General features: G+C 41.2%; 18 protein-coding genes. 11 read left to right on the top strand and 7 right to left on the bottom strand.

The genetic code is table 11. The annotated features are described in order from the left end of the window. Positions 1 to 25 precede the first annotated feature (25 nt). Positions 26 to 778: a glycosyltransferase family 2 protein gene (locus JEU79_RS25405; RefSeq protein WP_198266705.1), complete on the top strand. Its 753-nt coding sequence runs from the start codon at positions 26 to 28 to the stop codon at positions 776 to 778. 146 nt (positions 779 to 924) lie between these two features. Here JEU79_RS25405 and JEU79_RS25400 read toward each other — a convergent pair whose 3' ends face one another. Continuing rightward, entirely contained in the window at positions 925 to 1458 is a 534-nt protein-coding gene (locus tag JEU79_RS25400; protein WP_343075031.1) for an alginate O-acetyltransferase AlgX-related protein, read from the bottom strand. Positions 1459 to 1711: 253 nt separating this feature from the next. Here JEU79_RS25400 and JEU79_RS27220 point away from each other — a divergent pair, with 253 nt between their 5' ends. After that, positions 1712 to 2032 carry a transposase gene (locus JEU79_RS27220; protein WP_198263033.1) on the top strand — a complete coding sequence of 107 codons (321 nt, stop codon included), beginning with the start codon at positions 1712 to 1714 and terminating at the stop codon, positions 2030 to 2032. Further along, positions 2010 to 2873: an IS3 family transposase gene (locus tag JEU79_RS25395; RefSeq protein WP_198263029.1), complete on the top strand. Its 864-nt coding sequence runs from the start codon at positions 2010 to 2012 to the stop codon at positions 2871 to 2873. Before JEU79_RS27220 ends, JEU79_RS25395 begins: the two co-directional genes overlap by 23 nt. Here the strand turns inward: JEU79_RS25395 and JEU79_RS25390 are convergent. Next, positions 2870 to 3298 carry a hypothetical protein gene (locus JEU79_RS25390; protein WP_198266704.1) on the bottom strand — a complete coding sequence of 143 codons (429 nt, stop codon included), beginning with the start codon at positions 3296 to 3298 and terminating at the stop codon, positions 2870 to 2872. The genes JEU79_RS25395 and JEU79_RS25390 overlap by 4 nt on opposite strands. 211 nt (positions 3299 to 3509) lie before the next feature. Next, a complete protein-coding gene (locus tag JEU79_RS25385; protein WP_214660681.1) occupies positions 3510 to 4751 on the bottom strand; it encodes an ATP-binding protein in 1242 nt (413 codons plus the stop codon). Between the two features lie 252 nt (positions 4752 to 5003). Between JEU79_RS25385 and JEU79_RS25380 the strand changes: the two genes are divergently transcribed. Together JEU79_RS25380 and JEU79_RS25375 are read left to right on the top strand one after the other, a co-directional pair. Beyond that, on the top strand, positions 5004 to 5966 hold the full coding sequence (locus JEU79_RS25380) for a UDP-glucose 4-epimerase family protein (RefSeq protein WP_198266702.1): 963 nt from the start codon (positions 5004 to 5006) through the stop codon (positions 5964 to 5966). Positions 5967 to 5993: 27 nt separating this feature from the next. Then, positions 5994 to 7931 (top strand): polysaccharide biosynthesis protein, encoded by a 1938-nt coding sequence (locus tag JEU79_RS25375; RefSeq protein ID WP_198266701.1) that lies wholly within the window; start codon positions 5994 to 5996, stop codon positions 7929 to 7931. Positions 7932 to 8040: 109 nt separating this feature from the next. On the opposite strand, the gene JEU79_RS25370 is transcribed toward JEU79_RS25375, so the two are convergent. Then, on the bottom strand, positions 8041 to 8472 hold the full coding sequence (locus JEU79_RS25370) for a YcgN family cysteine cluster protein (protein WP_246540721.1): 432 nt from the start codon (positions 8470 to 8472) through the stop codon (positions 8041 to 8043). A 71-nt stretch (positions 8473 to 8543) separates the two neighbouring features. Between JEU79_RS25370 and JEU79_RS25365 the strand changes: the two genes are divergently transcribed. From JEU79_RS25365 to murU, 5 genes are all read left to right on the top strand, one after another. Further along, complete coding sequence (locus JEU79_RS25365; RefSeq protein ID WP_198266699.1) at positions 8544 to 9302, top strand: lysophospholipid acyltransferase family protein; 759 nt, start codon at positions 8544 to 8546, stop codon at positions 9300 to 9302. 147 nt (positions 9303 to 9449) lie between these two features. Continuing rightward, positions 9450 to 9791, top strand: a complete 342-nt coding sequence (locus JEU79_RS25360) for a hypothetical protein (protein WP_198266698.1) — start codon at positions 9450 to 9452, stop codon at positions 9789 to 9791. Between the two features lie 139 nt (positions 9792 to 9930). After that, entirely contained in the window at positions 9931 to 10320 is a 390-nt protein-coding gene (locus JEU79_RS25355) for a DUF302 domain-containing protein (RefSeq protein WP_198266697.1), read from the top strand. Between the two features lie 94 nt (positions 10321 to 10414). Continuing rightward, positions 10415 to 11497 carry an aminoglycoside phosphotransferase family protein gene (locus tag JEU79_RS25350; RefSeq protein WP_198266696.1) on the top strand — a complete coding sequence of 361 codons (1083 nt, stop codon included), beginning with the start codon at positions 10415 to 10417 and terminating at the stop codon, positions 11495 to 11497. Continuing rightward, positions 11494 to 12216: an N-acetylmuramate alpha-1-phosphate uridylyltransferase MurU gene (gene murU / locus JEU79_RS25345; protein WP_198266695.1), complete on the top strand. Its 723-nt coding sequence runs from the start codon at positions 11494 to 11496 to the stop codon at positions 12214 to 12216. Before JEU79_RS25350 ends, murU begins: the two co-directional genes overlap by 4 nt. A gap of 64 nt (positions 12217 to 12280) precedes the next feature. On the opposite strand, the gene JEU79_RS25340 is transcribed toward murU, so the two are convergent. Next, positions 12281 to 13141, bottom strand: a complete 861-nt coding sequence (locus JEU79_RS25340; RefSeq protein ID WP_198266694.1) for a phosphoribulokinase — start codon at positions 13139 to 13141, stop codon at positions 12281 to 12283. A gap of 183 nt (positions 13142 to 13324) precedes the next feature. Beyond that, positions 13325 to 14614 (bottom strand): phosphoribosylamine--glycine ligase, encoded by a 1290-nt coding sequence (gene purD, locus JEU79_RS25335; protein WP_198266693.1) that lies wholly within the window; start codon positions 14612 to 14614, stop codon positions 13325 to 13327. A gap of 431 nt (positions 14615 to 15045) precedes the next feature. On the opposite strand from purD, the gene JEU79_RS25330 reads away from it, so the two are divergent. Beyond that, positions 15046 to 17478: a DUF3313 family protein gene (locus JEU79_RS25330; protein WP_198266692.1), complete on the top strand. Its 2433-nt coding sequence runs from the start codon at positions 15046 to 15048 to the stop codon at positions 17476 to 17478. Positions 17479 to 17525: 47 nt separating this feature from the next. On the opposite strand, the gene JEU79_RS25325 is transcribed toward JEU79_RS25330, so the two are convergent. Further along, a partial coding sequence (locus tag JEU79_RS25325) for an efflux RND transporter permease subunit (protein ID WP_198266691.1) occupies positions 17526 to 19740 on the bottom strand: 2215 nt, incomplete at its 5' end.

Raw genomic sequence — 19740 nt, 5'->3', positions numbered from 1 at the left:
ATATTTATTATACTAAGGCTTTATTTTGAGAATTTCACTGATAACTGTTTGCTATAATAGTCAGAATACCATCGAAGCGACATTTGAATCGGTCGCAGTTCAAGATTATAATAATTTGGAATATATTGTTGTTGATGGAAAATCGACAGATGAAACAATGTCTATCGTGAAAAGATATGCTACAACAATTAGTCATAGTCTTTCAGAACCGGATTCGGGTATTTATGATGCCATGAACAAGGGAATTCGCCTTGCAACAGGTGATGTTATCGGTTTTATCAATGCTGATGATGTCTTGGTATCACCGGACGTTATTTCTCAAGTGGCAAAAAACTTGTTGAGCAAAGATGTGGATGCCTGTTATGCTGATTTAGAGTATGTGGATCCAGTAAATTTAAATAAAATTATTCGCTTCTGGAGATCTTCAGAATTTGTTCCAGGATTATTCTCTCAAGGTTGGGCGCCTCCTCATCCAACATTTTATGTTAAAAAAAGCATATATGAGCAATATGGTCTGTTTTCACTGAGCTATAAAATGGGTAATGACATTGAAATCATGCTACGTTTTTTAGAAAAATATAAAATTCGTAGTCATTATATTCCACGGACATGGGTGAAAATGCGCATGGGTGGTGTTTCAAACCATTCTTTGAGCAATATTTATACACAAAATAAAGAAATTATAAAAGCAGCCAGAGATAATGGTATTTCTTTTTCACTACTTTTGTTTGTCGTAGGTAAAGTAAAGAACCGGCTGAAACAATATTTGTTTAAGTAGAGCAATTAAATAAATATAGCAGGTATTTGTATAATATTATCACTTATGTTTTTTACATGAAATTCAATCGATATGATTATTAGTAATGATAGTGCCACCGCCTATTAATCTGATTTTGCTATTGCACCCTTTATTTATACCTTATTCTAAAGTGGTGAATTGTTAAATAATTCAGGATAGGCTCTAGTTAACTCTGAAGCCGCTAATTTGTGGCTATTCTTATTAAAATGTATGTCCCGCTCAAAAAATAACTGACTACCTTTAGCGGTTTCGGTGGTAAAGGCTTTTGTAAGATCGATAAAAGGGATGTCATTTTGTTGAGAAAATAGTCGCCATTTATCAGAAAATTGCAGTGTGTCAGATTTGTAGGTGTGTTGCTTTATGCGAAATTTAGATGGGATAATGGTCAGCGCAAACTGTGCACCCGATGCCCGTACTTCTTGAGCCAGCGTTTTAATCAAATTGCCACTGAAAGTGGTGATATCAGGATTTTCTTCTACCATTCCAGCCACGACAACTTTCTTTTTATCTTTGTTGTTATAGACCCATTGCAATTGCAATTGCACCTTGCGCAGAAAACGTACTAAATAGGACTTTCTAAGTTGGTGTCTTAGCCAGTCATTTTTTGGGCCGGGTATTGCTATAATATCGCCTTGCTTGTTCTTTATTGCTGTTTTCAAATATTCGCTATCTGAGGCAATATCATTACTATACAATTGGACAATAACCAGAGACGGCTTGAGTTTTTTAATTTGTTGTTGCCATTGAAGCAAGTAAAAAATAGGACTATAACTCGATACGCCATAATTTTTAACTTGACACTCTGACTTCCTTTCTAATATTCCAACAAATGAATTTTTATAAGGATAATGTGGCTATACTTAACCGGACACACAACTTAAAATAACTAAAAGATAAAAAGTGTGACCTAAAATGAATGATCAAACAAAAAAACCGAACAAAAGCTATACATCAGAATTTAAAGAATCAGCTGTCAAATTAGCTAATGAGACGGATCAACCCGTTTCTCAGACTGCCAGGGAGCTAGGTGTTAATGTAAATACTCTACATACCTGGATCAGTAAATATTCCAAACCGGTGAAGACGGTAGCCAATAGAAGTGATGAACACATTTATGATGAAGTAAAACGTCTGAAAAAAGAATTGGCAAAAGTGATTCAGGAGCGTGATTTATTAAAAAGGCCACAGCGTACTTTGCAAGGGAAACTTTGTGAAGTACGCATGGATAACTGATCAGGCTAAAGATTACCCGGTAACGATTCTGTGCCGTTTTATGGATGTTTCCCGTAGTTGCTATTATGATTGGGTTAGCTCTCCTAAAACGGATAGAGAGAAAGAAAATGAAGCGCTTACTGAGCAGCTAAAAAACTGTTTGAAGACAGTCGCAAGACTTATGGAACCCGTCGTCTTAAAAAGAAAACTGGCTGAAAAAGGCGTTCATATAAGCCGCCGGAGAATTGGTCGATTAATGAAAAAAGCCGGTTTGTTTTGTAAAACGAAGAGACGCTTTAAAGCGACGACTAATTCCAAGCATAATAAGCGTATATCTCCAAATTTACTGGAAAGAGAGTTTACTGTCTCTCAACCTGATCGCTACTATGTGGGTGATATTACCTATATTGCCACCAAGGAAGGCTGGTTATATTTAGCGGTTGTCATTGACTTATTCTCTAGGCAAATTGTTGGCTGGTCGATGGATGAGCGAATGAAAGCCAAGCTAGTCAATGATGCTTTACTGATGGCCATATGGAAGCGTAAACCAATGGATGGATTGCTTTGGCATACTGACCGAGGTAGCCAATATGCCTCTGATAGTCATAGAAAAATATTGTCGGATCATAACATAATTCAGTCTATGAGCCGCAAAGGAAATTGCTGGGACAATGCTGTATCAGAGAGCTTCTTTCATAGTTTGAAAACTGAATTGACGCACCATTGTCGATTCAAAACCAGAGTAGAAGCAAAGCAGGCAATATTTGAATATATTGAGGTATTTTATAATCGGGAGCGACTTCATTCGGCTAATGATTATTTGTCACCAGTCGATTATGAAATACAGCAGGAAATAGCTTAAATCGATTGATTGAAGAGGGGTAAAAGGCGACATAAATGCCGCCCATTACCGTTGACGGCCATCGGCTCCTCAGCCTGTGCCGTGAATGACACATCAGGAACCTGTCCTGCTTCAGTAAACGAATCACCTAGAAATGTAATCAGACAATTTGATGTTACCTGTTTAATTGACTCGGGATTGTTCACAAGTCTTTCATTGTCATAATATATTTTGTGGCCTCCATACTCTCCAGCAGGGTCATGCGAGACGAATCGATATTCACGGGGATGAACATGGTGAAAGACAGGGTGAGGCTCCTGGGGTGCATTGCCATAGCCAATGTTTAAAATTCTTAATGTCATTTCAGCGATTGATAATGCAATAATAGTGCTAATGAGCAGTAATATGACGGGAAAGATGATTCTTTTTCTAACGTCAAAATTCATAGAGAGTCTCTTGTTCTTTGTCTATTAGGGTGAATGAATAGCTGATTTAATGAAAGAAAGTATATCATTAAATACAAGTGCTAAGGGATGAAATTGTCTAGAAGTTTATTCATTGCATCTGTTATATTGAATGAGCAATTTGGAGAGCCTCTATCTGAGGAATTACTTTTATGCATATTTGTTTCAATATGATAATATTCAACATAAGCAACTAAATAAACACCGCCGGTATTTGTATAATTTTATCACTGATGAGTGCTATTTTTTCAGAATTGTTAATTACGATACCATAAGGCGCATTGTTATCGGTAATAAATTTTTGTAGGCCTGTTAACTGCTTTCTTCGAGTGTCTGTACCATATTTTATTTCAATAGGCAGCAGGCCAAATTCGCCGGAGAGGACAAGATCAACTTCAGAACCTGATTTGGTTCTAAAATAAGAATAATTCCACCGGGTTGCTTGGCTTGCTTGTACCCCGCGAATAACCTCTTCAATAATAAAAGATTCAAAGTTTTGTCCTACTAAGGGGGAATTATGTAATTGTTCAAAGGTGATTAAGTTTTGCAGATAATTGTTTAAGCCACTGTCACGGAAAATACCTTTAGGCATTTTTATGATTGATTTTATTTTAGAACGCTCAAAGCTGGGAATATTTCGCCAAATCATTGTGCCATGCGCAATATCGAGATAATTTTTTACCGTGCTTTCATTAACATCCAGTGAGCGTCCTAATTGGGAGCGATTGATTATGGTGCCGGATAGAGCCGTTAACATCATGCTGAAGCGACGAAATTTAATCGTGTCCATTTTAGGAAATAAATTTCTAACGTCTCTTAAAATATAATTTGCAAAATATTGTTCCATCCAGTTTTTATGCAGTGATGAGTTGTTGGTCAATGTGGGTGTTGGATAACCACCCTGAAGAAAATGATTGAGTAGTTGCTCATGGCTCACAATGGGCTGAAGCCGATATAAAAAATCAAAATCTTGAATGGATAATGGTTTATTAAAAATTGAATAGAATTCTGGCAATGGTGTTTGTTGCAGCTCGTTAACCTTAAATGGCGATAGTTCAACCGTTGCAACGCGTCCAGCCAAGGTTTCATTGGTTTTACTTAACAACTCGGGTGAGCTAGAGCCGGTTAGAATAAAACGGTTGTTGAGCGACCGTTTGTCATCAATGACACCTCTGAGGGTGCGAAAAAGATCGGGCGAAAGTTGCGCTTCATCGATGATGACATCAGTATTATTGTGTTGAAAAAAAAAGTTGAGGTCATCGTGAATTTTGTCAAAAGTTTGTGGATTTTCCAGATCAAAGTAAGCCCAATTGGGTCTAAGCATTTTTGATAATACTGTTTTCCCGCATTGGCGTGGTCCCCAGATCACTAAGCAGGGGAAGTAGTCCATGAGTTCATTGATTTTATTGTGTAAGTTTCTTTTTATATCTGCCATATTCAGATGATACATCTGAAATAGTCGAATGTAAATGGTGGTATTGCATGTCTACTGTCCTACAATGCTTATTTGTAGGTTTAGATGGTACTAAAAAACACTTTAATTTTACGAATTTTTTAATCAGAATCTTGGTTAGTGAATCGCTTTTATGATTGTTGCTTGGGGTATGATAATATTCAGTCTATGATATTTGAACTGTGGTATTTGAGCTACGGTATTCAATTCACAAAATACGCTTAGGAAGCCGCTTTGCTTAAAGTCTTAATCACCGGTAGTAATGGTTTTGTTGGCCAATCACTTGCTTCTTCACTTGTTGAAGAACCTATGGCACTTATAAAAACCTATCGCCATTTACCTGAATCTCCAGGCTATCATAGTGAATCAACTGAGGACATGGTCAGGTGCTTTGCCGTGGGTGATATCAATGCTCAAACGCAATGGCAAGCAGCCTTAAGCGGGGTAGATGCCGTAGTGCATTTGGCAGCACGGGTGCATGTGATGCAAGAAACCCATGCTGATCCCTTGGCGGCTTTTCGTGAGGTGAATACTCAGGGTACGCTCAATCTTGCTCGACAGGCAGTGGATGCGGGTGTTAAGCGCTTTATCTATCTTAGCTCGATTAAGGTTAATGGTGAGAAAACGGCGGATAAACCATTTTTTGCGGATGACGTGCCTGCGCCACAAGATCCTTATGCGATATCTAAATTTGAAGCAGAGCAACAGCTTTTGCAATTAGGTAAGGAAACGGGACTGGAAATCGTTATTATTCGTCCTACATTGGTTTATGGTCGGGGTGTTAAGGGTAATTTTCGACGTCTTATCAATTTAGTGAACAAATCATTACCCCTGCCTTTTTCGGGTATAAAAAATGCGCGTAGTTTGGTGAGTATCGACAATCTTTGTTCATTGATTCAAGTGTGTTTGTCCCATCCTAAAGCTGCTGATGAAGTCTTTTTAGTGAACGATGGTCAGGATGTGTCTACGACAGAATTGTTTGAAACTATTGCTACAGTCTTGCATGTAAAAAGTCGTTTATTTTATTTACCCAGAGGCTGGATTCGATTTTTTGCCGCTTTATTGCATAAAAATGCAGAATTTGAACGCCTATTTGGTTCGTTGCAGGTTGATATTAGCAAAAATGAGCAATTATTAGGCTGGAAACCAGGGCTTTCTGTTAAAGATGGGATAAAAAAAATGCTTGAGTCTCGTTAATGCTTGCTGGGCATGGTAAAATTTTTTATGCCTAAAAAAGAGCTCTCAACCCATTTAAAACAATTGATTCTTATCACTGCTGATCTGATATGGCTACCTTTGGCACTGTGGCTGGCCATTGCTCTGCGTTGGGGGGATTTACCTTATACTACCGAACTGAAAGATTTACTGGTTTATGCTTTCAGTGCCAGTCTGAGTATTATTGTCTTTTTACGCCTAGGCCTCTATCGAGCGGTGGTTCGCTTTATGGGCACTGAAGCCATTATTGCCGTGGTTAAAGGTATTTCTATTTCAGCTTTAATCGTTGGCACCATGGTGTTTTTTACCCGTGCAGAGAACATTCCTCGCTCAATTCCTTTTATCTACTGGGGCATTGCCTTATTTTTTGTCGGCGGTTCCCGTTTCGCCATTTGGCTGTATTATCAATCGATCCTGAAAAAAGACAATGAAAAAGTGGCAATTTATGGTGCGGGTGATGCAGGGCGGCAATCATTGAATGCACTACGTCAAAGTGGTGAATATGAGGCTATGGCTTTTATTGATGATGATCGGGAAATAAAAGGTCGAGTCATTAATGGTGTTCAAGTTTATCGGCCCCACCATCTTGATAGTTTGATTGAAAAAAAGGGTATTTCACAGGTCTTATTGGCCATGCCATCGGTTTCTGCGCACCAAAAACGCAATATTATTGCCAAACTTGAAGTGCTGCCGGTACACGTAAAAACCATTCCCGTATTGGCTGATATTGTCAGTGGTAAGGCAAAAATTGAAGAGTTACGTGAAGTAGACATTGAAGATCTGCTTGGGCGTGATGCGGTTGCACCGGATCATCAGCTTTTTGAACAATGTATCAAAAACAAAGTGGTGATGGTGACAGGGGCAGGCGGTTCGATTGGCTCTGAACTGTGTCGGCAGATCATCAAACATCAGCCACGACAGCTTATTTTGTTGGAAATTTCTGAGTATGCCCTGTATTCCATTGAACAGGAACTCAAAAAAGCTTTATCTAAACTTAAACTAAGCGCTGATGTTGATATTCAACTGACCGCCTTACTGGGTTCGGTACAGGATAAAAAACGCTTGCAAAGTATCTTCACAGTCTATGGGGTGCAGACGATATATCATGCGGCAGCGTATAAACACGTTCCCATCGTTGAAGAAAACATAGTTGAAGGTATCCGCAATAATATTTTTGGCACTTTACGCGCCGCAGAAGCAGCATTGGCAGCAGAAGTCGAAACCTTTGTGCTTATCTCCACCGATAAAGCTGTGCGGCCAACCAATGTGATGGGAACCACCAAGCGGTTTGCTGAACAGGTTCTACAAGCGCTGGCGGTTGAGTCCGAAAAAACCCGTTTTTGTATGGTACGTTTTGGTAATGTATTGGGCTCGTCGGGTTCGGTTGTGCCCCTGTTTAATCGGCAGATTAAACAGGGTGGTCCGGTTACTGTGACCCATGTAAATATTATTCGCTATTTTATGACCATACCGGAAGCCGCTCAACTCGTTTTACAAGCCGGTTCATTGGGGGCTAGCAATGAGCGTGGTGGGGATGTATTCGTGCTAGATATGGGGGAGCCGGTTAAAATTGCCGATTTGGCAAAGAAAATGATTCATTTATCAGGCTATGAAGTGAAGGATGACAATAATCCGCAAGGGGATATTGAAATTACCTATACTGGTTTAAGACCGGGTGAAAAACTCTATGAAGAGTTATTAATTGGTGACAATGTGGCTGATACCCAACATCCACGTATCATGCGGGCAGAAGAAAAGTTCATGGCTATGCCGGTGCTAGAAGAAAAGTTACGCTTATTGGATGAGGCTTGTAATGATTTTAATGTTTGCTGGGTGCGGGAAATCTTATTAGACAGTGAAACCGGTTATGTGCCTGATAAAGAGCAATCGGTGGATTTGCTCTGGTGTGAATTGAATAAAAAAAACGGGAATTTGCTTAATAATTAGTGCCCATCCGTAAATAGGGTTTTTTATATACAAACCGTAGGGTGGGCATGGCCTTATCTGCCCACGCGGATTCAAGCGCTTATTATGCAGACTTTCAGCGTGGGCACAATTAATCCCATTCCCCGGTTAAATGATGCATGAGATCATCGGCTTCCAGTTCTGAAATTACCTTGCCCCGTACTGAGTTGCCTGAACTGTGTACGGTGTCTTTATTTTTACTGATTAAAGGATGCCAATCAGGCAAGGCTTTACCTTCGGCGAGTAGGCGATAGCCACAAGTGGCTGGCATAAAATAAACCTGTTCTAGATTACTCATATTTAAAGTAACGCATTCCGGCACTAAGACACTGCGTCGGGCATAATCGCCACAATGGCAAGTGTCGGTATCGAGGTATTGGCATACCACATTAGTGCCATAGATGATGCCGCTGTCTTCATCTTCTAATTTATGTAAGCAGCATTTTGCACAGCCATCGCAAACTTGTTCCCACTCATTTTGCGTCAATTCGCTTAATGTTTTGTTTTCCCAAAAATTTGCCATAAGTATCATTAGACTCTATATTTATGCTGAGTATATCCAGAACAAAAATGCCCCAAGGACACGTCATCTGAATGTTTTTAATTATAAAAAAATCCTATCGTTTTTTACGCATTATTTTGCACGTTCATTGGGGCATAGTGCAAGTGCTTTACTATCTGGATGATAAAAAGTCACCAAGTGCCACGCAAAAAATTATTATTCAACGCTGGTTTAAGCGTTTTGTTCGACTCTTGAGTATAGAAATAAAAATTCATGGTGAAGTTGAAGAGAATAGCCCGTTAATGGTGTCCAACCATATTTCCTGGAAAGATATCATCCTGCTCGGCTCAGTCTACCCAACCCGTTTTGTGGCAAAAAGTGAGATTGCACAATGGCCGGTAGTGGGTTGGATGAGTGCCAAAGTGGGCACTATCTTCGTCAAACGAGGCAGTATTGCTGACATCCGACAATTAAACACACAAATTGCTGACTTAATTTGCGCAGGGGAGCGAGTCACCATCTTTCCTGAAGGGGGTACCAGTGATGGCCGTCAATTGGCGCATTTTTTCCCCGGTTTATTGCAATCGGTTGTTGGTTTGCACGGGGAAAATATCAGACCGGGGGTGCAACCCATTGTCATTAGCTACAAAGTGGCAGATCAATTATCAGAGCAAATTCCTTTTATTGGTGATGCCAATATGTTGCAACACCTCTGGGCGCTCCTAGGGCTTGATAAAATCACTGCTGATCTGCACTTTACACCCTTTATTTCCTCTGAAAATACCACTCGTAAAGCCTTATCGACTCAATCTGTGCAACAAATGCAAGAAATTTTAAAAAATAAAGTCTAACGCTATCAAATAGATAGAGTGCCTATGTTGTTTTATTTTAAATAAAATAACATAAATCAGCAAATTCGCAGTTTTTTATTATTTTTACGCTATAGTTAATTCACAAGTATTAATTGCAGATAAAAATAAACGCGGTGAGGTAAGATTATGAACTTCAATAGAGAAACTATTTCCAACGATGAGCAATATAGCCATCATGAAAATAGTACAGCATCGGTTGATAAGGATGCTAAAAAATCCCGAGTTTATAAGCGTTTCATGGGCATGTTGCCAGCCTTTCGTCATACTCGCAGTGGTGAGACGCATCTTTCATGTGAAAAAGATGGTAGCTTAGCACCCGTGCATCGTGTTGATAGCCTACCCAGCAAATGGCTCTTATGTAACACCGACAAAAGTGAGTGTAAATTAAAAGACAGTGTCGAAAAAGGTTATGTGGTCATGGGACACTTTTTTAACCAACGTGATGCTGCTCAACTATCACCGCATTAAGCGATAAACCCACAAACCCCTCCCCCAAAACCCCATCGTATTTTATTCCTGAAAGAACTTGATTTTTTCGGTCTGGGACAGCATATTAGATCCCATCAACCTTTCTAGAAAAAGCACAGTATATTATCAGGAGATAAACATGTACGGTATCCACGTAACAGTGAATTGTGGTATGGAAGAAGCAGAACAAAGAACCCTCGAAGCATTAAAGGCAGAAGGTTTTGGTGTCTTGACTGAAATTGATGTTAAAGCAGTCCTGAAGAAAAAAATTGATGTTGACCGTAAGCCCTATAAAATTCTCGGTGCATGTAATCCTGTCCTAGCTAACAAAGCACTGATAGAAGAACCTGATCTGGGTCTTTTATTACCTTGTAACGTCGTTATCCGTGAAGAAGAAGATGGTAGCACCACTGTTGCTATCGTCGATCCCGAATCCATGTTTACCGTTGTAGACAAACCCGCTATGGCTGAAATGGCCAAAGAAGTGCGTGAAAAATTTGATCGTATCATGGCTGCCATAGAAGGCTAGTCAAGTATCACGAATATATGGATAGCTTTGTATGTGAGTAAGCAATATACAAGCCTATCCATTTTTTTCACCCCAGACATAAGCCACATAGAAAATGCCCCTTCGTATTAAACAAATCAAACAATGGCTTGAAAATGAATTGCAGGCTGAGTTGCAGAGCTTTGCCCCTGCCTCGAATGATGCCAGTTTTAGACGTTATTTTCGGGTCAGTTTTAAACAGGCAGTCCTAAAAATGCCTGTGGATCAGAGCTTTGTAGTGATGGATGCCCCCCCGGAAAAAGAGTCTCTTACTGAGTTCATCAGTATTGCTTCGAGTTTGGAAAAAACCGGCATTAACGTACCCCATTTATATGCTGTTAATGAAGCGGATGGCTTTATTCTTATGTCTGATTTAGGCAATACAGCCTATCTTAGTTTACTAGACTCATCTCTGAACAATGCGCCGGACTTTGCACAAGCTGATAAACTATATTCGGATGCGATGAGCGCCCTGGTGCTAATGCAAGTCGGCATGCAAGAGTCCGGTACAGAACGAAAAAGCTTAGCGCTACCAGAATATGATGCTCAACGTCTGAGAGCGGAAATGGACTTGTTGCCGCAATGGTATATCAAAGTCCATTGCCAGCAGGACTTGGATGCCAGCCAGCAAGCCATGCTTGATAATACGATGGCTGTTTTAATCCACTCGGCTCAAGAACAGCCGCAAGTTTTTGTTCACCGTGATTATCATTCCCGTAATCTGATGTTTTTAGCGGCACACAATCCCGGTGTTATTGATTTTCAGGATGCAGTGATAGGACCGATCACTTATGATCTGGTCTCTTTGCTGAGAGATAGCTATATTGCCTGGCCAGAAGAAAAAGTTTATGCCTGGGTTGAACAATATCGGCAGATATTGCTCAGCAAAGGACTGTTAGTCAAAGATGATAAGGCTCAGTTTATACGCTGGTTTGACTGGATGGGTATACAGCGTCAGCTTAAAGTTGTCGGTATCTTCTGTCGTTTGAATTATCGTGATGGAAAAAGCAATTACCTCAATGATATTCCACAAACCCTAAACTATTTGTTTAGCGTGTGTGCCCGCTATCCTGAATTTGCTGACTTATTGCAATTGTTGCAGTCACTTGAGCATAGCTCTGGCTCTGCCAATAGCACCGAAAAAGTCAGCAGCGCATGAAAGCCATGATTCTGGCCGCAGGACGTGGCGAGCGTATGCGACCGCTCACGGACACAAGGCCCAAGCCACTACTCACTATTGCTGAAAAAAGTCTCATTGAATACCATATTGAAGCCTTAGTTAAGGTGGGTATTAATGATATTGTGATCAATCATGCCTGGTTGGGTGAGCAAATCGAAGCCAAGCTCGCGGCTGGTGCTAATTATGGTGCAACAATCCAATACAGCCGCGAAGAGCAAGCACTGGAAACCGCTGGCGGGATAAAAAAAGCCCTGTCTTTATTGGGCGATGAAGCTTTTGTGGTCGTCAATGCCGATGTTTTTACTGATTTTCCCTATGGAAACATCGTTAAAGCCTGTCAAAACTTAGCCACAAGTCATTGTCTGGCACATTTAATTTTGGTCAACAATCCAGAACATCATCCTGATGGTGATTTTTATTGCCAGAACAAGCAAGTGATCGATCCCATAAAACATCCCTTAGAAAAGACTCTAGCCTATACGTTTAGCGGTATTGCTTGTTATCAGCCGACATTTTTTTCAGATTTAGATAGAGGCAAACAGGCATTAGCGCCCATGTTGCGCAGTGCGATGGAAAAACAGCAAGTATCAGGAGAAATTTATCAGGGCGATTGGTGGGATATTGGTACGCCGCAGCGTCTAGAAGACTTGAACCGTAGGGTGGGCACAGCCTTATCTGCCCACGCTGAAGCCCAATGACAGCCTCATAACGTGAACAAAATAAATACCTTCTAACTCTTCTAAAATTAAGCGCTAGCGGAAATTAAGCCTTCGCTTTTTCCATTAATTCATGAATCCGAGGCGCTAGAATTAATTCCATGGCGAAACCCATTTTGCTACCAGGCACAACCATGTTGTTGCGACGAGACATAAATGAATCAGGGATCATATTTAATAAATAAGGAAAATCAACGCCTTCAGGGTGCTTGAAGCGAATAACGATGAAGCTTTCATCCGGTGTTGGAATATCACGGGCAATAAAAGGGTTCGAAGTATCAACTGTGGGCACACGTTGGAAGTTGATGTCAGTACGCGAGAACTGAGGTGTAATATAGTTCACGTAGTCAGGCATACGACGTAAAATAGTATCAACAATCGCTTCGGCAGAATAACCACGCTGAGCATTATCACGGTGAATCTTTTGAATCCACTCTAAGTTGACAATCGGTACAACACCGACCAATAAATCAACATACTGAGCGACATCATCGGCGCCATCTTTAGCACCGCCATGTAAACCTTCATAGAATAACAAATCAGTACCGGAAGGAATATTATCCCAGTCAGTGAATTGTCCTGCAGTTAAAGGCGCATAAGGCTTAGCTTCTTCATCACTGTGTAGATAATAGCGACGCTTACACATGCCTGTTTCGCCATATTCTTTAAAGGTGTTAGATAACACATCAAAGTGGTTGGCTTCAGGGCCGAAATGGCTGAAAGTATCACCTTTTTCTTCAACCGCAACTTTCATGGAGGCACGGTCATAACGGTGGTAGCTATCGCCTTCGATAATGGCTGGATTGATGTTTTCACGAAAGAAAATATGCTCAAATGCATCTTTTACGGTAGTAGTACCAGCACCCGAAGAACCGGTGACTGCAACAACTGGGTGTTTACTAGACATAATGTGTTCCTTGTTATAATTTACCTGTAAATGCTTGAGAGCATCTTAACGTAAGAGAGGCTTCTGGAAGGAAATTTATTCACTCCAGAAGTCATATTTTACAGGCGACCAGAAAATTTAATGTGGGAATATTAACCTATTTTACTGAAAGTTTCAATTTTCAGTCATGCTTGTACGTGTTTCTTAGGACTCTCGTGCAATGGCTCGATAGCCAATATCGGTGCGATAAAAGGCATCTTTAAAATGTACTTGTGCCAATTTTTCATAGGCTAATTGCTGTGCCTGAGTGACTGTATCGCCCAAAGCAACCATACAAAGCACACGGCCACCACTGGTCAGAACTTGCTCATCATTAGCGTCGATTGTCGTACCGGCATGGAAAATCTTACTGCTATCGCTATCCACTAAATCAAGACCTTCAATCACCTGACCGTTTTCATAGCTGGCTGGATATCCGCCAGCGGCTAGGACAACCCCAACGGCTGCACGGCTATCCCATTGGGCGGTGACACTATCTAACTTATGGTCAATCGCGGCCTGGCAAAGTTCGACCAGATCAGATTGCAGACGCATCATAATAGGCTGAGTTTCCGGATCGCCGAAACGGCAATTGTATTCTAATACTTTGAGTTCACCATTGGGTGAAATCATCAGTCCGGCATAGAGAAAACCGGTATATTCATTGCCTTCAGCCGCCATGCCTTCGATAGTAGGAATAATAACCTTTTGCATGACTTTTTCAGCTAATTCATCAGTGACAACGGGGGCGGGTGAATAAGCACCCATGCCGCCGGTATTAGGCCCTAAGTCGCCATTGTCACGGGCTTTATGATCTTGTGAGGTGGCCAGTGAGAGAATGTTTTTGCCATCTGCCATGACGATAAAGCTGGCTTCTTCACCCGTTAAGAATTCTTCTACGACAACCCTGTGTCCGGCTTCGCCAAAACTATTGCCTGCCAGCATGTCTTCGATGGCACTAATGGCTTCGGCTTCAGTTTGCGCAACGATAACGCCTTTGCCAGCGGCTAGGCCATCAGCCTTAACAACAATCGGAGCGCCTTGTTTTTTCACATAGGCGATGGCGGGGGCAATTTCAGTAAAATTTTCATAAGCAGCAGTGGGAATATTATGCCGGGCAAGAAAGTTCTTGGTGAAGGCTTTAGAACCTTCTAATTGCGCTGCTCCCTGAGTAGGACCAAAAATTCTCAGTCCTTGTGCATTGAATTGGTCCACCACACCCTCAACCAAGGGCGCTTCAGGCCCGACAATGGTTAATGCCACATCATTAGCTTGCACAAAGTCAATGAGCGCGGGGATATCGGAGACGCCTATATCAACATTGGTGACATGAGCTTCCCGGTGGGTGCCGGCATTGCCCGGTGCGACGAACACCTCGTCTACTTGAGGCGATTGAGCTGCTTTCCAGGCCAGTGCGTGTTCGCGACCGCCATTACCGATGACTAAAATTTTCATGCAATAAACCTATTGATAGGGGGATGAATTTTTCTGAGCTAAAGACTGATCATCATCCTGAATAAATGACCGCACATTTTACCACCTCTTTTTACCCTGTTGTTGGAAAATAGATAAATTGTTGGAAAAAATATAAATCTTCTAGGGAAACACCTAATAATAATCAAAAAAGGCCTTGGTTATAATTCATGCAGAAATTATATTAATTCATGGAAAATGTAGTAAGGATGCTGGCAGTTACTGCTTCAGAGACAAAATAAGAACTAGGCAATCATCGTTTTTAATAGGATATTAAAGAACAATTGCCAAATAAAATGTCACGATGTAGCTGTTAAATTACACCTAACTCCCCGCCTTTACCTCAGGAGGAGTTATTGTTTTCAATATAAGCCCTTACTGCTTCCAATCTTTACGCTAGAAGGGAATCGCTTATGTCTACCGGAAAATCTGCCACCACTTCACCCCGAAATTTGCTCAAAAAAACATTGCTCGCTATCGCAGTCAGCACAAGTTTTATTATCACAGCCACCAGCTTAACTGGTTGCCAAAGCACTCAGCCGATGTCGGTTGACATGCTTGAGACAGAGTTTTTGACCGATGCTTCTTTGTTACAAGAAGTCCCCGGTGAGCCCAGCAAGCGTTTTTATGAAAAGCAGGATGTAGACTGGTCACAATACCATAGTGTCATGATTGAAGACGTGACCATTAATGAAGGTGAACTCGATAATTCGAAAAAAATGTCCCGCCGGGATCGGTTAATGATGGGCATTTATTTTCAGAACTCCATGCGTATGTCAGTACAAAAAAAATACGCTGTAACCAATCGTCCTGATAGCGGTGTGCTCATTATTCGTGCTTCGATCAGTGAAGCGAATACCGGCTCAACTCTGGGTGCAGTGATTGGCGGTGATTATGGCAATGTCATCATTGAGGGTGAAATAGTTGATGCCATGAGTGGTGAACCACTGGTCGCCATTATTGATCGTCAAAGTGGTGAGTTTTTATCTGCCTACTCTAATTGGGATGATGTTGCAGTCGCCTTTGATGAATGGTCTGAACAACTCTATGGTGTATTACAATCACACATGGACAGTAGCCCGACTTATGAGCGACAAGCAACACTGCAAAATAGAATGCAAGTGGCCTCAGCACCGGTTTATGCAGCACCTGCTGTAAACACTATTGCCAATAGAGCCTCAACAAACAACTCAATTGCCATCAGTCGCCCGCATATCAATGTTGACAAACAAATATCTTCAGCCGCCAATGAATACGAACAACAGCAATATCAATTGCTCATTGATGAGCAATTGATTGCTGCAGCCGGAGACTTAAAAGCTGATCGCTTAACGGCACCACCGGGAAAAAATGCCATGGAACGTTATAACCATGTGCTCAGTATTGATCCCGATAATGCTCATGCTCAGGATGGTTTGAATATTGTTGCTAGTCGTTACTTGGTTTGGGCAAAATCAGCCTTAACCAATGGTGAAATGAATAAAAGTAGAATGTATTTAAGTCGTGCAAAAAATGTGAATAGCACCAGTAGCTCGATTAGTCGTTCCATTGCTGAAGTCGATAGAAAACTGAACTCACCTATTGAAGCTGAAGCCATAGCGATGGTGCAAACAATTAGCAATCAGCCAACAGCAGCAGGCATCTCTCAGACTCAAAAACAGCCGCCAATGCAATGGCAGGATTCAGCTAAAATGCTGGCTTATAGCCCTAAGCCAGCAGTTAATAGCCCTAAGCAAGTAGTGAGCTCAAAGCCAGTTGCTAAAACAACAGCTAAGCCACAAGTCACAGCCTATAAAACACAACCAAAAGCCATCACTACAAGCACGGCAGTTGCTAAAACTTCAAGCAGCCAGCCTAGCCCCTCTATAACCCCTGTTACAGTAACTTCTGCAGCAAGCAATGTGGTCACTACTCAAGCCATCACCTCAGTAGCTGTAGCACCTGTGCAAAAGCCTGTGCAAAAAGTTGCTTACGATCCCTGGGATAAGACGGATATGGGGAGCGCTCAACTGAATAGCTCAAAACTTCGTCCCTTTGTTTTGGGACTCAGTACCAATGGCAGCATACAAAAAATTGTTGGTGCTACAAAAAGCCGCTTAAAAAAGTCAGGCTTTGAAATAGTAGGAGAATATTCGCCGTATAATAAAGCCACTATTATTATCGTGACCAATAAAGCGATGAAGACACAAGCATCCAAGTCTAAGTTTGGCGGTTATGGCGCACCTATTCGTATCGCAGTAACTCAGGCGGCAGGTAGAGTTCAGGTATCTTATACCAACCCCTATTACACACAAAATATATATCGGATGAAAGGGGATGCAGGTGCGACCACCAACAAGCTGGCAAAAACACTGGGACATCAAAAGGTCTATGGCTCTAATAAAGGAATCGCAGCCAATGACTTGCGTGACTGGCACTATATGTTCGGTATGCCTTATTTCGATGATCAAATCACCCTACAAAAAGGCAGCAGTTATAGCACTTTAGTACAGACTGTAGAAAACAATTTAAGCAGTCGTAAAAATGGTACTAAAAAGGTTTATCGTATCGATATCCCAGGTAAAGAAGAAACCGTCTTTGGTGTTGCTATCACCAAAGGAGCAGGTGCTGATAGAACAGTGATGGGGAATATTGATGTAGCCAGTGTAAAGCATTCGGCTCATCTGCCTTATGAGATTCTTGTTTCAGGCAATAAGGCCTATATGCTTAATGGTAAATTCAGAATTGCAATAAGTTTTCCTGATTTAACCATGGGACAGTTTATGGCCATTAGCAGTGCGCCGGATTCAACAGAAGATACCATGAAAAGTATTGCCTTATCCGGGGCGCAAGTGAGCAGTAATTAATAAGCACGATAGGTACTTGTAACGTTGCTCTTGACTTCCCCCTTCTTTTAGAAGGGGGACTGAGGGGGTTGCTTCTTCTCCATCCCTATCACAAACATTAATAACGATGGAATTACAAACAAAGTAAAAATGGTAGAGAAAGCCAAACCACCGGTGATCACACTACCCAAGCCTCGATAAAACTCAGAACCTGGCCCCGGCGATAGCAACAAGGGCAACATACCAAATAACGATGTTAAAGAACCCATAAAAATAGGGCGTAAACGACTGCGTGTTGATTCAATGATCGCCTCTTTATGTGCATAGGCTTCATTGCGTATTAAATTCAATGCTTGATGAACGATCAAAATAGCATTATTAACAACAATACCAATTAAAATAATAAAGCCCAACATTGTAAGTACATCGAGTGGCTGATGGGCTAAAAATTGATTGGTAAAAGCTAGACCAATAAAGCCACCTGCCGCCGCTAAAGGCAAAGTAAATAAAATGATCAATGGATAAACAAAATTAGCAAATAATGCTGACATTAATAAATAAGTAATCACAATGGCAAGGATGATATTGAGATACATCGAATCAACGGTTTCAGTGAGTTTATCCGTTGTGCCGCTTAAAGAAATGCTCACACCCTTTAACTTACCTTGTTTTTCTAAGCTGGGAATAATCTCTTGTTCAAAGAGCTCCATGCCTTCTTGCAAGGTCATCTCATCGGGTGGCGTCACTTCTAAAGTGATGGTTCTTTTGCCGTTAAAATGACGAATTTCACTGATGCCACTGGTTGCTTCAAACTCAGCCAGGGTATTAAAACCAACTAACTTACCCGATGGTGTGGCCACCAGGCTATAATACAGTTCTTCCGGAGAATGAATATCTTGTTTATCAGCCTGTAAGATCAAATCGATTTTTTTCTCACCTTCTACTTTAAAGTCATCAATCTTGCGTCCTTCTAATAGCACGTCGGCGAAAATCCCAAGTGATAACAAATCCATACCCAGGCGTTGTAATTGACTGTGTTTGGGCTTGAGTAAGACTTCAGGGTAGAGCAATTCAATCGAAGGAATGGGACGGATTTGCATCTTAGGTGCAGATTTTTTTATTGCACCAAATAAGGTCGCACCCACCAGAGTAAGTTGTTCTATTTTTTCACCGCTGATATCAATGTCAATGGTTCTGCCCTTGCCTATGCCTTGTTCAAACACACCAGCTTGTTTAGTGATGCCAAAAATACCGGGAAAGCTATTCACAATAGGAATTAATAAGGGCTTGAGCTCTTTTATTCGACTATCTTCTTCGGCAATGACACCAAAAATCATAAAGCTACCGGATGCCACATAAAATAAGCGTTCTATAGCAGGATAGGCCTTATAATCCTGATTGATATGGGGCTTTAATTGTTGGTAGATAGAGTCACCAATGGATTTTTTTTCCTGATAGGAAAGCCCCGGGGGTGGAATGAGAATGTTGAAATATAAATTGCGATTGCCCTGAGGTAAATACTCCATTTTTGGTAAGAGGCTATAAACACTTAAAGCAGATAGGCATGTTAAACTAAAAATAGTCACTAAACGGCGTGTCTTAGTCTGTAAAATTTGACTGATTAAGTGCATAATAAAATGACTGATCCAGCGCCCGACAGCAACCAGTGCGTCATTAATTGCATGTGTCAGGCGATTAGAAAATAAGCGGCGGGGCGTATTTGTTTCAGGGGAATGCAAGGTCATTAATTGATGCCATAGCATCGGTATCACTGAAATGGATACAAACAGTGAAAATGTCACGGCAGCAGTCACCGCAATGGCAATATCTTTAAATAATTGCCCTGCTTCATTTTGTAAAAAGATAATGGGCAAAAAGACCGCTATCGTTGTGAGTGCAGATGCGATTAAGGCTCCCCATACTTCGCTAGTGCCGTCATAGGCCGCAGCAAAAAATGACTTGCCCATTTTTTTATGACGATCAATATTTTCCAGCACCACAATGGCTGAATCAACCAACATACCTACAGAAAAAGAGATGCCGGCCAATGAGATGGTATTCAGTGAGCGCCCCATAAGATGGAGGATGATGAAGGTAGCAATAATTGATATAGGAATTGCCAAAGCCACCACCGCAGTGGCAGATATTGCCCGTAAAAATAGCAGTAAAATGATAATGGCTAGCAGTCCACCAATCAAGATGTTTTGCTGCACTAAACTAATCGCACCTTGAATATAAGCACGTTTATCATGAAGCCAATTAAGGTGCAGTCCCATTTCTTTA

The sequence above is a fragment of the sulfur-oxidizing endosymbiont of Gigantopelta aegis genome, from assembly GCF_016097415.1.
GTDB lineage: Bacteria > Pseudomonadota > Gammaproteobacteria > GRL18 > GRL18 > GRL18.
This window is presented reverse-complemented; position numbering and strand designations above follow the sequence as displayed.

Excerpts from the sequence above, each read along its gene's own strand:
- JEU79_RS27220 (WP_198263033.1), top strand. The coding sequence starts at position 1,712 with ATGAATGATCAAACAAAAAAACCGAACAAAAGCTATACATCAGAATTT.
- JEU79_RS25390 (WP_198266704.1), bottom strand. The coding sequence starts at position 3,298 with ATGAATTTTGACGTTAGAAAAAGAATCATCTTTCCCGTCATATTACTG.
- JEU79_RS25385 (WP_214660681.1), bottom strand. The coding sequence starts at position 4,751 with ATGGCAGATATAAAAAGAAACTTACACAATAAAATCAATGAACTCATG.
- JEU79_RS25375 (WP_198266701.1), top strand. The coding sequence starts at position 5,994 with ATGCCTAAAAAAGAGCTCTCAACCCATTTAAAACAATTGATTCTTATC.
- JEU79_RS25370 (WP_246540721.1), bottom strand. The coding sequence starts at position 8,472 with ATGGCAAATTTTTGGGAAAACAAAACATTAAGCGAATTGACGCAAAAT.
- JEU79_RS25365 (WP_198266699.1), top strand. The coding sequence starts at position 8,544 with ATGTTTTTAATTATAAAAAAATCCTATCGTTTTTTACGCATTATTTTG.
- JEU79_RS25360 (WP_198266698.1), top strand. The coding sequence starts at position 9,450 with ATGAACTTCAATAGAGAAACTATTTCCAACGATGAGCAATATAGCCAT.
- JEU79_RS25355 (WP_198266697.1), top strand. The coding sequence starts at position 9,931 with ATGTACGGTATCCACGTAACAGTGAATTGTGGTATGGAAGAAGCAGAA.
- JEU79_RS25350 (WP_198266696.1), top strand. The coding sequence starts at position 10,415 with ATGCCCCTTCGTATTAAACAAATCAAACAATGGCTTGAAAATGAATTG.
- murU (WP_198266695.1), top strand. The coding sequence starts at position 11,494 with ATGAAAGCCATGATTCTGGCCGCAGGACGTGGCGAGCGTATGCGACCG.
- JEU79_RS25340 (WP_198266694.1), bottom strand. The coding sequence starts at position 13,141 with ATGTCTAGTAAACACCCAGTTGTTGCAGTCACCGGTTCTTCGGGTGCT.
- purD (WP_198266693.1), bottom strand. The coding sequence starts at position 14,614 with ATGAAAATTTTAGTCATCGGTAATGGCGGTCGCGAACACGCACTGGCC.
- JEU79_RS25330 (WP_198266692.1), top strand. The coding sequence starts at position 15,046 with ATGTCTACCGGAAAATCTGCCACCACTTCACCCCGAAATTTGCTCAAA.